The sequence below is a fragment of the Pantoea sp. NGS-ED-1003 genome, assembly GCF_000738765.1.
GTDB classification, from domain to species: Bacteria; Pseudomonadota; Gammaproteobacteria; order Enterobacterales; family Enterobacteriaceae; genus Pantoea; species Pantoea septica.
Map to the genome: position 1 here is coordinate 456,267 of NZ_JPQA01000002.1, position 14,316 is coordinate 470,582.

General features: G+C 58.5%; 12 protein-coding genes. 9 read left to right on the forward strand and 3 right to left on the reverse strand.

The features are described from left to right. Window positions 1-53: 53 nt before the first annotated feature. Both JS46_RS05600 and otnK read right to left on the reverse strand, forming a co-directional pair. Entirely contained in the window at window positions 54-692 is a 639-nt protein-coding gene (locus JS46_RS05600; RefSeq protein WP_033748810.1) for an aldolase, read from the reverse strand. Further along, on the reverse strand, window positions 685-1,944 hold the full coding sequence (gene otnK, locus JS46_RS05605; protein WP_033748811.1) for a 3-oxo-tetronate kinase: 1,260 nt from the start codon (window positions 1,942-1,944) through the stop codon (window positions 685-687). The genes JS46_RS05600 and otnK overlap by 8 nt, the downstream gene beginning before the upstream one ends. 322 nt (window positions 1,945-2,266) lie before the next feature. On the opposite strand from otnK, the gene JS46_RS05610 reads away from it, so the two are divergent. From JS46_RS05610 to JS46_RS05640, 7 genes are all read left to right on the forward strand, one after another. After that, window positions 2,267-3,337: an isocitrate/isopropylmalate dehydrogenase family protein gene (locus JS46_RS05610; RefSeq protein ID WP_033748813.1), complete on the forward strand. Its 1,071-nt coding sequence runs from the start codon at window positions 2,267-2,269 to the stop codon at window positions 3,335-3,337. Window positions 3,338-3,390: 53 nt separating this feature from the next. Continuing rightward, window positions 3,391-4,044 (forward strand): arylsulfatase, encoded by a 654-nt coding sequence (locus tag JS46_RS05615; RefSeq protein ID WP_033748815.1) that lies wholly within the window; start codon window positions 3,391-3,393, stop codon window positions 4,042-4,044. A gap of 61 nt (window positions 4,045-4,105) precedes the next feature. Beyond that, complete coding sequence (locus JS46_RS05620) at window positions 4,106-4,954, forward strand: amidohydrolase (RefSeq protein WP_235212968.1); 849 nt, start codon at window positions 4,106-4,108, stop codon at window positions 4,952-4,954. Window positions 4,955-4,958: 4 nt separating this feature from the next. Further along, a complete protein-coding gene (locus tag JS46_RS05625; RefSeq protein ID WP_072010396.1) occupies window positions 4,959-6,365 on the forward strand; it encodes an MFS transporter in 1,407 nt (468 codons plus the stop codon). Continuing rightward, a complete protein-coding gene (locus JS46_RS05630) occupies window positions 6,349-7,032 on the forward strand; it encodes a transporter substrate-binding domain-containing protein (RefSeq protein WP_033748818.1) in 684 nt (227 codons plus the stop codon). The genes JS46_RS05625 and JS46_RS05630 overlap by 17 nt, the downstream gene beginning before the upstream one ends. Window positions 7,033-7,187: 155 nt before the next feature. After that, window positions 7,188-9,806 carry an aconitate hydratase gene (locus JS46_RS05635; RefSeq protein WP_235212969.1) on the forward strand — a complete coding sequence of 873 codons (2,619 nt, stop codon included), beginning with the start codon at window positions 7,188-7,190 and terminating at the stop codon, window positions 9,804-9,806. A gap of 2 nt (window positions 9,807-9,808) precedes the next feature. Further along, window positions 9,809-10,747: a LysR substrate-binding domain-containing protein gene (locus JS46_RS05640; RefSeq protein WP_033748822.1), complete on the forward strand. Its 939-nt coding sequence runs from the start codon at window positions 9,809-9,811 to the stop codon at window positions 10,745-10,747. On the opposite strand, the gene JS46_RS05645 is transcribed toward JS46_RS05640, so the two are convergent. Continuing rightward, window positions 10,734-11,831 (reverse strand): lactonase family protein, encoded by a 1,098-nt coding sequence (locus tag JS46_RS05645; protein ID WP_033748824.1) that lies wholly within the window; start codon window positions 11,829-11,831, stop codon window positions 10,734-10,736. The genes JS46_RS05640 and JS46_RS05645 overlap by 14 nt on opposite strands. A gap of 312 nt (window positions 11,832-12,143) precedes the next feature. Here JS46_RS05645 and phbB point away from each other — a divergent pair, with 312 nt between their 5' ends. Further along, window positions 12,144-12,887: an acetoacetyl-CoA reductase gene (gene phbB / locus JS46_RS05650; RefSeq protein ID WP_033748825.1), complete on the forward strand. Its 744-nt coding sequence runs from the start codon at window positions 12,144-12,146 to the stop codon at window positions 12,885-12,887. A 76-nt stretch (window positions 12,888-12,963) separates the two neighbouring features. Next, window positions 12,964-14,301, forward strand: a complete 1,338-nt coding sequence (locus JS46_RS05655; RefSeq protein ID WP_033748827.1) for a CitMHS family transporter — start codon at window positions 12,964-12,966, stop codon at window positions 14,299-14,301. Window positions 14,302-14,316: the final 15 nt, after the last annotated feature.

Here is a 14,316-nt window from a genome sequence, read left to right on the forward strand (position 1 = left end):
TTTTCAGGGCACAGAAAGCCCGGGCGAAGGTCACCCGGGCGCGAAGACAGTGGCTATTTCATATTAAAAAGGTGATTTAATTCGGCGACATTTTCCGGCGTCAGCGAATTCATGCCAAACGGCTTCAGCATAAAATAGAGTCTGGCGGTTTCTTCAAGCTCTTCGGCGTTGAATACCGCTTCACGGATGTCTTTGCCGGAAATAATGGGGCCGTGATTAGCCAGCAGCATCGAATTATGTTCAGCGGCGAGTTTTTCCACCTCTTCGGCTATTACCGGCGAACCGGGACGAATGTAGCGAATTACCGGCAGTTTGCCGACGCGCATTACATAGTAAGGCGTGATTGGCGGCAGCGCGTTGTCATAATCCAGCCCGGGCAGGCAGGAGAGCGCGGTCAGCCACGGAGAATGAAGATGCACGATGCCGCCGCACTGCGGGCGCTGGCGGTAGATCGCCAGATGCATCAGTATCTCCTTTGACGCTTTCTCTCCCGCCAGCAGCTCGCCAGTCATGGTCACTTTGCTCAGCGTGTCAGGGTCAAGATCGCCGAAGCTGGAGTTAGTCGGCGTTGCCAGCACGTTGCCGTCTGGCAGCTTCAGGCTAATATTACCCGCGCCGCCGCTGCTGTAGCCGCGTTGATACATTGAGCGGGCGTAGCGCACCAGATCCTGGCGCAGTTGATATTCACTCATGGAAAGGCTCCTGTGCTTTCAGGAAGAAATCGCTGTTGCCAAAGTTGCCGGATTTGAGGATCACCCATTTTCGTTCATCAAGAACCTGCGTCCAGGGCACGCCAGGGGCGACGGCGTCGCCGATCACCATGCCGCGAATATGCAGTCCCTGCGTGACGGCGCCGGAGGTTTCGCCGCCCGCCACAATGAATTTGTTAAAACCCTGCTGGCTCAGCGTCTGCGCCAGCGCGGCGAAAAACCCTTCAATCTTTTCGCTCACCCGCGCCGCACCGTACTTCTGCTGGATCTGCGCGATGACCTGCGGCGGCTGCGTGGCGTAGACCAGCGGGGCGAGGGCGTCCTCAGCGTGCTGGCGTACCCACTCCGCCACGACAGGCAAATAGGCCGCATCGTGAAGGATTTTTTCGACGTCCAGCGCCAGCGAGGCGGCACGCTGCTGGTAGAAATCGACCTGCTGGCGGGTCATCGACGAACAGCTTCCCGACAGCACCACGCTATAGCCCTCGGCATCGATGGTCATGGCGCTGCCAGCACCTTGCTGCTGCTGCCTGTCAACCGCCGCGATGGCGTAGCCCAGTCCGGCAGCACCCGTTACCAGCGGAAACGCGGCGGTGGCGCGCGCCACGGTCAGCAGATCGGCGTTATCGAGCACGTCGAAAATCACATAGCGAGCCTGACTCTGCTGTAGCGCTGTCAGCTGATCCTGAATCTGATCCGGATGATTTTTTACCGTATCGAGGGTGATATTGCCGCACAGGCCGGTTGACTGCGCCTCCATCAGCTTTTTCAGCGATGACGCTTTCATTGGCGTTACCGGATGGTGTTGCATGCCGCTTTCGTTAAGCAGCTCGCCTTTAACGAACAAATGGCCGTGCACGATGGTGCGGCCGTTATCCGGTACCGCCGGGCACACCAGCGTCATGTCAGCGTGGAGGTTTTTCATTAGCGCATCGGTGACTGGTCCAATATTGCCCTGCGCAGTGGAGTCAAACGTCGAACAGTATTTAAACAGCTGACGCTGACAGCTCTGCGCCTTGAGCCAGTTGGATGCGGCCAGCGACTGGCTCACCGCGTCCTCTACCGCAATCGAGCGGCTCTTGAGCGCGATAACGATCGCGTCCACGCCTTCAGAGGCGAACGCCTCTTCGGGCACGCCGTTAAACATCACCACTTTCCAGCCGGCGTTCACCATAAAGCTGGCGATATCCGTTGCGCCGGTAAAGTCATCGGCGATAACGCCTAACCTGATCATACTTTTTCCTTCGTGCTCAATGAATGGGCACATACTGCTTTTATATACTTATAAATGCAAAGTATGTGAATGTTAATTTGTGGTTAAGATCACAAAATTAATCCAGCACTTGGTTGATTACTGATTGCGGTAAGCAGGGTAATGAATAGAGATATAGAGGGATATGTCGGCTGGCGATTCTCTTGCCGCTAACTGACTGAAATCAAACAGCCTTGAACAAATGTGATTTTTTTGTGTGATAAATGTGATCTGCATCACCGTGCTATCAGTGCATTTATTGATATAAAAATGCAATCAAAACTGACCTACTATTGGAGTGTATATGCGTATTCTGGTTCTGCCTTGTGACGGCATCGGCCCCGAAATCACCTCAGCTGCGGTAACCGTGCTGAATTCACTGGACAAAGCCTATGGCCTGGGTTTCGAGTTTGACTATGAGGATGTCGGCTTCAAAAGCCTGGAGCTGCACGGTACTACCCTGCGTCAGTCATCGCTGGAAAAAGCCAAAACCTATGACGGTATTATCCTCGGCACCCAGTCCCACGCTGACTATCCGGCGCCGGAGAAGGGTGGACGCAACGTCTCTGCCGGCTTCCGCATCGGTCTGGATCTTTACGCCAACGTGCGTCCTGCGCGTACCCGCCCGTTCCTGACCTCGAATATGAAAGAGGGCAAGACCATGGACCTGGTGATCATGCGCGAAGCGACTGAGGGCTTCTATCCCGATCGCAATATGTCGCGCGGCTGGGGCGAAGTGATGCCGAGCCCGGATATGGCGCTTTCGACCCGTAAAATTACCCGCCACTGCTCTGAGCGCATCGCGCGCAAGGCGTTTGAGCTGGCGATGCAGCGTCGTAAAAAAGTCACGGCGATCCACAAGGCCAACAGCTTCCATATGACTGACGGTCTTTTCCTCGAAGCCGTGCGCGACGTTGCTAAAGAGTTCCCGGAAGTGGAGCTGGACGACCTGCTGGTTGATGCTTCGACCGCGCACCTGGTGCGTAACCCGGAGCGTTTTGACGTGCTGGTTGCCACTAACTTCTACGGCGACATCATCAGCGACCTGGCGAGCGAGCTGTCAGGCAGCCTGGGTCTGGCAGGCTCTATCATGGCCAGCGATACCCACTGCTGCGCGCAGGCTCAGCACGGCTCTGCGCCGGATATCCAGAATCAGGATAAGGCCAACCCGGTGTCGATGATCCTGTCGGCGGCGATGATGCTGGCATGGTATGCGGAAAAGCATAACCAGCCGACCTTCCTCAAGGCCGCGCAGGAAATTAACCGCGCCATTGACGAAGTGCTGGAAAACCCGGAATCGCGCACGCCGGACCTGGGCGGCAGCTGCGGCACCAAAGCCTTTGCGGAACGTGTGGCGACAGCCATCCGCGCATAACGGCTGACATCAGGCTGCCGCTGAGGCGGCAGCCTGTTTGCAGGGAGAAAAACATGAGCCAACGCATTGTGTTGATCCACGCCACGCCGCTGGCGGTGGCGCCAGTCAACGACACCTTCGAGCGGCAGTGGCCGGAAGCGGAGATCGCCAACCTGCTGGATGACGCGCTGAGCGGCGATCGCGGCAAGGTTGGGGCGCTGACGCCGGAATTTTATCAGCGTATCGACGCGCTGGTGGATTATGCATTGTCGATGCACGCCGCTGCGATCCTGTTTACCTGCTCGGCGCTGGGAGAGGCGATCGACGCCAGTGCGCAGCGCCATGCGCTGCCGGTGCTGAAGCCCAACGAAGCGATGTTTGAAGCGGCGCTGGCGCAGGGCAACGACGTTCTGATGCTGGCAACGTTCGCGCCCGCCGTGCCGAGCATGGAGGCGGAATTTTACCAGCTCGCCGCCGCGCAGGGTTCGAAGGCCACGCTGAGAACACAGGTGGTAGCTGGCGCGCGCGACGCGTTGAGCGCAGGCGACGTTGAGCTTCATAACCGGCTGGTGGTCGAAGCTGCGCGCCAGAACCCGCACGTTGACGCCATCGTTTTGGCCCATTTTTCGATGGAAGTCGCCTTCGAGGAAATAAAAGCGGCCGCCGCCTGTCCGGTATTAAGCAGCGCGCAAGCCGCCGTCGCGAAATTAAAACGCCTGATGGCGTAATCTCTTTTCTAACCGTCAATAATAAAGGCCAGCCGTGAATAGCCACTCTATTAAGGAGGAGGTGAAATATAGCGATATTTCATCTTCGCCGGACAGCCTGTTGCCGGAAAACAGCTGCGACTGTCATCACCATATTTATGACCATCGGTTTCCCTACGCGCCGGACGATACGCGTAATTTACCGGACGCGACGCTTGATGACTATTCGCGTTTGAAAAAGCGGCTGGGTTTTCAGCGGCATGTTCTGGTGCAGCCCTCATCTTACGGCACCGATAACCGCTGTCTGCTGGCGGCCCTGGCGCAGGCGGGCGACTGCGCGCGCGGCGAAGCGGTGGTGACGGATCGGATCAGTGATGCTGAACTGGAGGCGCTCGGGCAGGCGGGCGTGACCGGCGTACGTTTTAACTTCGGCGCCGGCAGCGCCACCACGCCGGAGATGATGCTGCCGCTGGCACATCGGCTGGCGGCGCGCGGCTGGCATTTGCAGATCCACGCCTGCGCCGATCGGCTCTGGTCGCTGCGCAAACTTCTGCTGCAGCTGCCAGGCAATCTGGTGATCGACCATGTTTTTCGTCTGCCGCAGCCTGAACCGATGGCGCATCCGGCCTGGCGGCTAGCGTGGGAGCTCATCAATCAGGGACGCTGCTGGGTCAAGCTCTCCGGGCTGTATCACCAGTCGCAGCGCGATGACGTCTCGGATATGTCCGCCGTTATAAAAAGTTTTTTAAGTGAAGCGACAGAACGCGTGTTGTGGGGCAGCGACTGGCCGCACCCCAGCCTGATTAGCGCAAATAAAAAGATGCCAGACGACGCATTAATTCTTTCGAAAATTTTCCACTGGGCAAGTAACGAACAGGTTCGGCACAAGTTATTTGTGGCAAACCCGGCTGAACTTTACCGATTTAACTAATCGAATGCCAGAAAAGGCCGAAATAATGGATACCTTAAACTCTGCACCACGAAAAAATAAACCAACGCACTATCGCTATATGATATTGCTGATGGTGTTCCTCAGTATTGCGCTTAATCACGGCGATCGCGCTACTTTTTCTATCGCCGGAACGGATATGGTGAAAGCCGCCGGACTCGATATTGTCGCGCTGGGCTATCTTATCTCTACTTTCACCTGGGCTTACGTGCTGGGACAATATCCCGGGGGCTGGCTGCTGGACCGCTTTGGCTCGAAAAAGGTGCTGGTGACCGGCGTCTTCGCCTGGTCGTTTTTTGTTTTCCTGGTGGGATTTAGCACCGCGTTCGACAGCGTCTGGGTGACGCGCGTCATGATGTTTGGCTTTATCTTTATGATGGGGCTGATCGAGGCGCCGACGCTGCCGGCTAACTCGCGCTTTCTCGCCGCCTGGTTTCCGGCGCGCGAACGTGGTAAAGCCTCGGGCTTTACCACCGCCGCACAATACTTCGCGCTGGTGGTGTTCCTGCCGTTGATGGGCTGGTTCTCCTATACCTTCGGCTGGGAGTCGGTATTCTGGTTCATGGGCGGCATCGGCATCCTGATATCGCTGCTGATGAGCCGTGTGCTGGCCGATACGCCGAAAGTCCATCCGCTGGTGAACAACGCTGAGCTGGAATATATCCAGTCCGGCGGCGGCCTGACCAACCTTAAAACCGCGAAAAAAGGAGACGTCAGCGGCAGAGGCTACACCAAAAAATTGCTGACCAGCCGTCTGGCGCTGGGCGTCTATATGGGGCAGTTCTTTTTCACCGTGCTCTCCTACTTTTTCCTCACCTGGTTCCCGGTCTACCTGGTGCATGACCGCGGTATGACTATTCTAAAAGCGGGCTTTGTCGCCTCGCTGCCCGCGCTGTGCGGCTGCGCAGGTGCGCTGCTGGGCGGCGTGCTTTCTGACTATATGCTGCAGCGCGGATATAGCCTGTCGGCGGCACGCAAAACGCCAATCGTGATCGGCATGCTGCTGGCCGTCAGCATGGTGGTCTGTAACTACGTCGACTCTGCGTGGATTGTCGTGGCGATCATGTCGCTGGCCTTTTTCGGCAAGGGATTCGGCGCGATGGGCTGGTGCGTGGTCTCCGACTTCTCACCGAAAGAAGCGGTAGGGCTGAGCGGCGGCCTGTTTAATATGATTGGCAATATTTCCGGGATCTTCACGCCGATTATCATCGCCTACATTATTAAGGACACCGGCTCCTTTAACGGCGCATTGATTTTCGTCGGCGTCTGCGCCTTCCTGAACCTCTGCTGCTATCTCTTCATCGCCGGTAAAATCCAGCGGTTGAACTTCGAGACCAGCCAGCAGGATCCAAACGACCGCTTCCCGGAGGAACCGCATGTCAGTCACCGCTGATTCAGAAATCCGTTTCGCCATTAACCTCGGCAACGCCGTTCTGGCCAACACCCTACCAGACGGCGCACCCGGCGGCATTACCGTCGAGATCGCCAGTAAAATAGCGACCGCGCTAGGCGCTCAGCCGCGGTTCGTCACTTACCCCACCGCAGGAAAAGTGGTGGACGATGCGCAAAATAGCCGCTGGGATATCGCGTTTCTTGCCGTCGATCCCAAACGTGAAGAGGTGCTGCGCTTTACGCAGCCCTATATCCAAATTCAAGGGACGGTGCTGGTGAAAGCAGAGAGCAGCTGGAGGAGCGTTGACCAGATGGATCGGCCGGGCGTAGTCATCAACGTCGGTAAAGGCGCCGCCTACGATCTGCATCTGACGCGCCAACTGCAGCACGCGACGCTGAACCGACTCGACTCCTCCCAGGCTGCAATCGATGCGTTTCTGAGAGGAGAAGGGGATATGGCGGCCGGCATTCGTCAGCCTCTTGAGCGCGCGGCGCGCGAACAGGCAGGCTATCGCGTGCTGCCGGACAACTTCGGCGCCATCAATCAGGCGATTTGCGTGCCGCGCCAGCAGCCGGGGCGCTATGAAAAGATCGTGGAACTGCTGACGCAGTGGCAGCAGGACGGCAGCCTGCAGTCCATCATTGACCGCTATCTGGCTGACGCCTGAGCCGCTCGCAGAGCGTTCTCGTTATGAGAACGCTCTCTTATTCAAGGTTCAATTTTCAACTTCCTTCTGGCGTGGCACGTTATCCATCTGAGAACATAACAATGCTGTGATAGCGGAAGGTTTGTATGACATCGCCCTTATCTCTGGAACGCTCAATGCTGGTCATTGATGGCCGCCAGTATCACTTTCTCGATCTGACCCGGCTGCTGCCGCTCGACCGGCTACAGCGCCTGCCGTTCAGCCTGCGCATTCTGCTGGAGAACGTCGCGCTGCGCTCGCCGCAGGCGCTGCCCCATTTTCTGCGTATGCTTCAGGGCGAAGAGGCGGCTGGAGAGGTCGCCTTTTATCCCGACCGCCTGATGTTTCACGACACCACCTGCCTGCCAGCGCTGGCGGACTTTGCCGCGATGCGCGATCTCACCGCCGAACTCGGCGGCGATCCGCAGCGCATCAATCCGCATATTCCAGCAGTGCTGACCATCGATCACTCGGTGATCGTCGAAAGCTACGCCTCCGCCGACGCGCTGGAGCAGAACCTGCAGTTCGACTTTCGTCGCAACGCCGAGCGCTACCGCTTTATTCGTTGGGCTGAGCAGAGCCTTGATAACTTCCGCGTGATCCCGCCAGGCACCGGCATTATTCACCTGATGAACCTGGAAGCGATCGCAGAGATTGTCACGGTGGATGCGCAGGAAGAGGTGCCGCTGCTGCACGCCGACTGCATGGTGGCAACGGATAGCCATACGCCGATGATCAACGCGCTGGGCATTCTGGGCTGGGGCGTCGGCGGACTGGAAGGGCAGGCGACGCTGGTGGGCGAACCGGTCACGCTGCGCTTTCCAGAGGTCATCGGCATTTCGCTGTCAGGCGAGCTGGCGTCGGACGTCAGCGACAGCGATCTGGCGCTGCATATCACCCGGCTGCTGCGCGAAAAGGGCGTGGTCGGCAAGTTCGTCGAGTTTACCGGCCCGTCGCTGCATCTGCTGCCGCTGGAGTCGCGCGCAACCATCGCCAATATGGCGCCGGAATATGGCGCCACGGTGGTGTTTTTCCCTTGGGACCAGCGCAGCGCCGATTACGTGCAGATGACCGGACGCAGCGAAGAGAAGCAGGCGATCATTCACGCCTATATGCAGCAGCAGCATCTCTGGCGCACGCCACAGACGCCGACGCCCGACTTCACCCAGTTAATCGAGCTCGATTTGGGCAGCATCGAGCCCTGTATGGCGGGGCCGGTGAATCCGCATCAGCAGGTCCCGCTGGGCCTCGCTGCCGAAAGCTTTCGCGACAGCCTGAAGGCTGAAGCGCGTAACCGCCGCTGGCAGCACGCCGCATACCCGCAGACGATTGAGCAGGGCGCTATCGCCATTGCCGCCATTACCAGCTGCACCACCACCGCCAATCCCTGGCTGGTGATCCAGGCGGCGCTGTTCGCGCGCAACGCCGCGCGTCACGGCCTGAAGCCCAAACCCTGGGTGAAGACTTCGTTCTCGCCGGGATCGCGCGCCGTCACCGACTATCTCAGCGCCTGCGGTCTGCTGAGCGAGCTGGAGAAGATCGGCTTTGACGTGACCGGCTACGGCTGCATGACCTGTATCGGCAGCTCCGGCGCGCTGCAGCCTGCTATGGAGTCGCTGGTGAACGAAGGTTTACAGGCGGTCTGCGTGCTGTCGGGCAACCGTAACTTTCCCCGCCGCGTCAATCCCAGCCTGGGGCACGGCTACCTCACCTCTCCGGCGCTGGTGATCGCCTGGGCGCTGGCAGGCCATATTGCCCATGATATGATCCACGACGCGCTGGGCTACGACGCGCAGCAGCGGCCGCTCCGCATGCGCGATCTGATGCCGACGCGGGAAGAGGTGGAAGAGTGGGTCGAGCGCGCCATCAAGCGGGAGTTTTACGTCAAGCGCCGCGACATTATCTGGCAGGGCACGCCGCACTGGCAGCAGATCGCCGCGCCGGGCAGCATGCACTATCCGTGGGAGGCGGAGTCGACCTATCTGCGTCGTCCCGGTTATCTGCAGCGTCTGCCGCGCGATCCCGCCGCGCCGCTGACGCTACGCGGGGCGCGGCCTTTTCTGTGGTTCGGCGACGACGTCACTACCGATCATATTTCGCCCGCTGGCGCTATTCCGCCTACCAGCCTGGCGGGAAAATGGCTGCTGGAACACCATGAGGATCCGCAGGATCTCAATCTCTATTCGACGCGCCGCAGTAATCATGAGGTGATGGTGCGCGGCGCCTTCACCAACAAGGCGCTGGCGAACCGGCTGCTGCCGCCGGAAAAACGCGGCGGTGGCGGTTTTGCCTGGGATGCCGATCGTCAGCAGATCCTGCCCGCTTATGAAGCGGCGCAGAGCTGGCTGGCGCGCGGCGTGCCGCTGGTGGTGTTCGCCGGCGAACGTTACGGTGCCGGCTCCAGCCGCGACTGGGCGGCGAAAGCGCAGGCGCTGATGGGCGTTAAGGCGGTCGTGGCGGAGAGCTTTGAGCGCATCCATCGCACCAATCTGATTGGCATGGGGATCCTGCCGCTGCACTTCTGCGCGGGCGAGGCGGCGCGTCTGCCGGAAATGGACGGCAGCGAAACGCTGGACTTTATCGGGCTGGACCATTTACAGCCCGGCAGCACGCCGCTGCAACTGCGCGTCAGTCGAGATAGCAGGCTGCTCGGCGAGTTTGCGCTGACGGCGGTGATTGACTCACAGCAGGAGCTTGCTTATCTGCTGCACGGCGGTATTTTGCCCTTTGTTATCCAGCAAACCCTGAAAGGCTGACCATGCGTTACGATCTGGTTTCGTTATCTCTTTTTGTCGCCGTGGCGGAAACGCAAAACCTGACCCACGCCGCACGGCGCAAGCATACGGCGGTATCGGCGGTGAGCAAACGCATCGCCGAACTGGAGCAGCAGGTGGGTACCCAGCTGATGCTGCGCCTGCCGCGCGGCATCGAGCTGACGCCAGCGGGCCATTCGCTGCTCTATCACGCGCGCCAGATTTTTCGCAATCTGGAACAGATGGAAGAGGAGCTGAGCGATTACGCCGCCGGCATCCGCGGGCATATTCGCATCTTCACCATTTCAGCGGCGCTGATGCACTGCCTGCCGCGCGCCATCAGCCAGTTTCTGACGCACTATCCGCAAACCGATATCGATATTGAAGAGCAGACCGGCGTCGGCGTGGTGCAGGGGCTGCTGGAAGGCAACGCCGATCTGGGCATTTTCTCCAGCTGGACCACCGCCTCCGGCATCGACGTCTGGCCGTGGCAGCAGGATCAGCTCTCCGTGCTGGTGTGGCACGATCATCCGCTCGCGTCGCGTAAGTTACTGCAGCTGGCCGATCTGCTGGATGAGAAAATAGTGGGGCCGCACCGCGACAGTGCCGTGAGCCATATTCTGGCACGCGAGGCGCGCAGGCTGGGACGAACGCTCAGCATCGGGCTGCGCGTCAGCAGCTTTATTTCGATGGCAGAGCTGGTCAGCCAGCAGCTCGGCATCGCTATCCTGCCAGTCAACGAGATCGCGCCTGCGTCGCTGCACAGCGGCGTGCGCGCCATTCCGCTGGCTGAACCCTGGGCGAGGCGGGAGTTGCTGGTAGGCGTCAAGGCGCACGCGCTGGCGTCGCCGTCGGTAAAAACCCTGATTGAAAGCCTGACCGCCGCCAACAGGCGGGGCGGTCAGGAAGAGGAGTCGTCAGACAGCGTGGTTAATCTGCGCTAGCGAAGCAGATGCAGGTGGGGCTGGGCGTGACAATCGTCTGCTGACGCTTGTGCAGCCGCCCGGTTTGCAGATCGACGTCGAACGCCTGAATGGTATCGGACTCCTCGTTGGCGCTGAAGAAACTGCGTCCGTCGGGCGAGAGCGTGGTGAAGCGGGGCGTTTTGCCGCCGCATTCCACCCAGTCTATGACGCTGAGTGTGCCGTCGCGTGCATCGACCGCAAACACGCCGATGCTGTCATGGCCGCGATTTGCTGCATAAACAAAGCGGCCGCTGGGATGCACCTCTATTTCGCTGGCGTCGCTGCGTGTCAGATAGCCCTCCGGCAGCGCGCTCAGCGTCTGTTTTAGCCTTAGCGCGCCGCGCTGGGCATCCACCTCCAGTACCGTCAGCGTGCTGCTCAGCTCGCTCAGGCAGTAAAGCCATTTTCCGCTGGGATGAAAGTCGACGTGTCGCGGCCAGCTGCCAGGCGCGAGCCTGATTTCATCCAGCAGCCACGCTTTACCCTTATGCCAGCGGTAAAGCCGGATCATATCAATGCCGTTGCCCGCCGCGCGTCCCTGTATCGGCACGGCGAACAGATCGCTGTTGGGCGCAAAGACGATTTCATGCGGTCGAGAGAGGCTTTCCGGCGTGGCAGGGTGGCCGGGAATGCGCGCCAGCGAGTGAGGCGGCTGTAGGCCCTGTTCGTCAATGGCGAGCGCTGCGATATTGCCCCCTTCATGGTTGGCGATCAGCAGATGTTGGCCATCAGGCGTCAACGCCGCGCCAACCGGGTTGTTGCGCCGCTGCGGATCGAGATCGGGATGTGCATGACGCGGACCCGTGGTCTGTTGCGTTAGCAGGCTCAGCAGGCCGCTCTCCTGATTGCGCTTCCAGACCGCAACCACATCCCCGTCGCCGTGCAGCGCGTAAAGTCGATCGCGAAGTGGATCCAGCGTCAGCCATGACGGGTTCTCCTGCACCGATTCGACGCGCTGAATCAGCCGCCATTCACCGGATGGCAGCACCTGATAAACCTCTATCCCTTTTCCGCGCGCGCCGCGCCAGGCGGATGTGCGGCAACCTACATAGGCATACATCATGCTAACCCCCTAAATTTATGCATTTATATTAATATAAGTGCAAAATTCTTCTTGTGATGGATATCACGATAGTTGCCTGTCAGCGCGACAATCCCTTCTCTGTCGCCATTAATACGCTTTTCATGGTGCTGATACGGAGCAGGGAGTGGTGCTGCAAAAACTGCATTATTGCATTTACATATCTTTAAAAGCATAAATTAGCCGATCCTGTTCACATTTTCGACGCGGGCAGATTGCAGAAAAAGCGGGCACGCCGCTTACTGTTAACGCGAAGTGAACGAATGTTAAAAAAATGCATCTGGGAGTAAGGGTATGACCCAACGTATCGCGTATGTCACCTCTGGAATGGGCAGTCTCGGCACGGCGATTTGTCGTCGGCTGGCAAAAGACGGCTTTAAAGTTATTGCCGGTTGCGGTCCTGATTCAAAAAGAAAACAGGCCTGGCTGGATGATAATAAAAAACTGGGCTTCGACTTTATCGCCTCGGAAGGCAATGTCGCCGACTGGGACTCCACCGTTAAAACCTTTGAAAAGATCCGGCGTGAGATCGGCGAAGTAGACGTGCTAATTAATAATGCCGGCACTGCGCGTAATGCGTTATTCCGTGATATGCAGCCACAGGAGTGGCAAGCGGTTATCGATACCAATATGAATTCGTTGTTTAACGTCACGCGTCAGGTGATCGACGGCATGATGTCGCGCGGCTGGGGACGCATTATCAATATCTCTTCGCTTAACGCGCAAATCGGTACCGTCGGTCAGGTGAATTACTCCACGGCAAAATATGCGGTGCGCGGTTTCACCCGCGCGCTGGCGCGCGAGGTCTCTGCGCGCGGCGTCACCGTGAATACCGTGTCGCCGGGTTATCTCGCCACCAGCAAGCTGAAAACCGTCACGCCGGTGCAGGTGATCGACAAGATCGTGCAGGAGATTCCGGTGCGGCGACTGGGATCGCCGTCGGAAATCGCCTCAATCTGCGCCTGGCTCGCCTCTGATGAATCGGGCTACGCCACTGGCGCGAACTTCTCCGTCAATGGCGGTATGCACATGAGTTAACTTTCCCGCGCTGAAAAAAAATATAACGACGACAACTTTACTCGCGCCTTTATTTATAAGGGCGCCGGAGGCTCTTATGCTCTCTTTGCTGGGTTACGGCATGATCGTGGTCTTTATGATCCTGATTATGACTAAAAAGCTTTCTGCTCTGGTCGCACTGACGATTATTCCTATTATCTTCGCGTTAATTGCCGGTTTCGGCGGCGAGATGGGCGAGATGATGATAGAGGGATTAAAGAAAGTGGCGCCGACCGCCATTATGGTGATCTTCGCCATTCTTTATTTCAGCACCATGTTCGATACCGGCTTATTCGATCCCATTATTCGCTTCTTCCTGCGGATTATTAATGGCGATCCGGTGAAAGCGGTTATGTGCAGCGCGGTGCTGGCGGCGATGGTTTCGCTGGATGGCGACGGCTCCACCACCTATATGATTTGCGTCACCGCGATGCTGCCGCTGTTTAAACGCATCCGCCTCGATCCACTTTCTTTAACCTGCGTGGTGTTCCTGGCCGGCAGCATCACCAATCTGCTGCCGTGGGGCGGGCCGCTGGCGCGCGTAGCGGCTTCGCTGAAAGTGGAGTCGAGCGATCTCTTTATTCCGTTGATCCCGTCGATGGTGTGCGGCTTTGTCGGCGTGCTGGTGCTGGCGTGGTATATCGGCATTCGCGAGCGTCGTCGCCTGGGCAAACTGAGCATTCAGACTCGCACCGACGGCTCGGTGGTGGAAGAGGACGCAGAGAGCTATCTGCCCGCGATTAATGAGGTTAACGAAGAGCTGCGTCGGCCGAAACTGTTCTGGCTGAACGCCGGCCTGACGCTAATACTTATGGCGTCGCTGGTGATGGAACTACTGCCGCTGTCGGTGCTGTTTATGGTCGCCTTCGCACTGGCGCTGCTGATCAACTATCCCCGTCTGGATGCGCAGCGTCAGCGTATCGCCGCCCATGCACCGGCGGCGCTTAACCAGACCTCGATCTTTCTCGCCGCGGGCATTTTCGCCGGAATTTTATCCGGCACCGGCATGGTGACGGCGATGTCCGGTTCGCTACTGGCTATTTTGCCGCAGTCGTGGGGACCCTATCTGGCGCCGATCACTGCGCTCATCAGCCTGCCGGGCACTTTCTTCATGTCGAACGACGCCTTTTACTACGGTGTGCTGCCTGTGCTGGCGGAAGCGGCGAAAGCCTATGGCATTGAACCGATCGAAATTGGTCGCGCCTCGCTGGTCGGCCAGCCGGTGCATCTTCTCAGTCCACTGGTGGCGTCAACCTATCTGCTGGTGGGGCTGGCGGGCGTCGAATTTAGCGATCATCAGAAATATACCTTCAAATGGGCGTTTCTGCTCTGCATGATCTTCCTGGGGACAGGCTTGCTGTTAGGGCTTTATCCTGTCTACTCAACGGCGGCATAAGCAAAAACGGCTCAG

Excerpts from the sequence above, each read along its gene's own strand:
- JS46_RS05600 (WP_033748810.1), bottom strand. The coding sequence starts at position 692 with ATGAGTGAATATCAACTGCGCCAGGATCTGGTGCGCTACGCCCGCTCA.
- otnK (WP_033748811.1), bottom strand. The coding sequence starts at position 1,944 with ATGATCAGGTTAGGCGTTATCGCCGATGACTTTACCGGCGCAACGGAT.
- JS46_RS05610 (WP_033748813.1), top strand. The coding sequence starts at position 2,267 with ATGCGTATTCTGGTTCTGCCTTGTGACGGCATCGGCCCCGAAATCACC.
- JS46_RS05615 (WP_033748815.1), top strand. The coding sequence starts at position 3,391 with ATGAGCCAACGCATTGTGTTGATCCACGCCACGCCGCTGGCGGTGGCG.
- JS46_RS05625 (WP_072010396.1), top strand. The coding sequence starts at position 4,959 with ATGCCAGAAAAGGCCGAAATAATGGATACCTTAAACTCTGCACCACGA.
- JS46_RS05630 (WP_033748818.1), top strand. The coding sequence starts at position 6,349 with ATGTCAGTCACCGCTGATTCAGAAATCCGTTTCGCCATTAACCTCGGC.
- JS46_RS05635 (WP_235212969.1), top strand. The coding sequence starts at position 7,188 with ATGCTGGTCATTGATGGCCGCCAGTATCACTTTCTCGATCTGACCCGG.
- JS46_RS05640 (WP_033748822.1), top strand. The coding sequence starts at position 9,809 with ATGCGTTACGATCTGGTTTCGTTATCTCTTTTTGTCGCCGTGGCGGAA.
- JS46_RS05645 (WP_033748824.1), bottom strand. The coding sequence starts at position 11,831 with ATGATGTATGCCTATGTAGGTTGCCGCACATCCGCCTGGCGCGGCGCG.
- phbB (WP_033748825.1), top strand. The coding sequence starts at position 12,144 with ATGACCCAACGTATCGCGTATGTCACCTCTGGAATGGGCAGTCTCGGC.
- JS46_RS05655 (WP_033748827.1), top strand. The coding sequence starts at position 12,964 with ATGCTCTCTTTGCTGGGTTACGGCATGATCGTGGTCTTTATGATCCTG.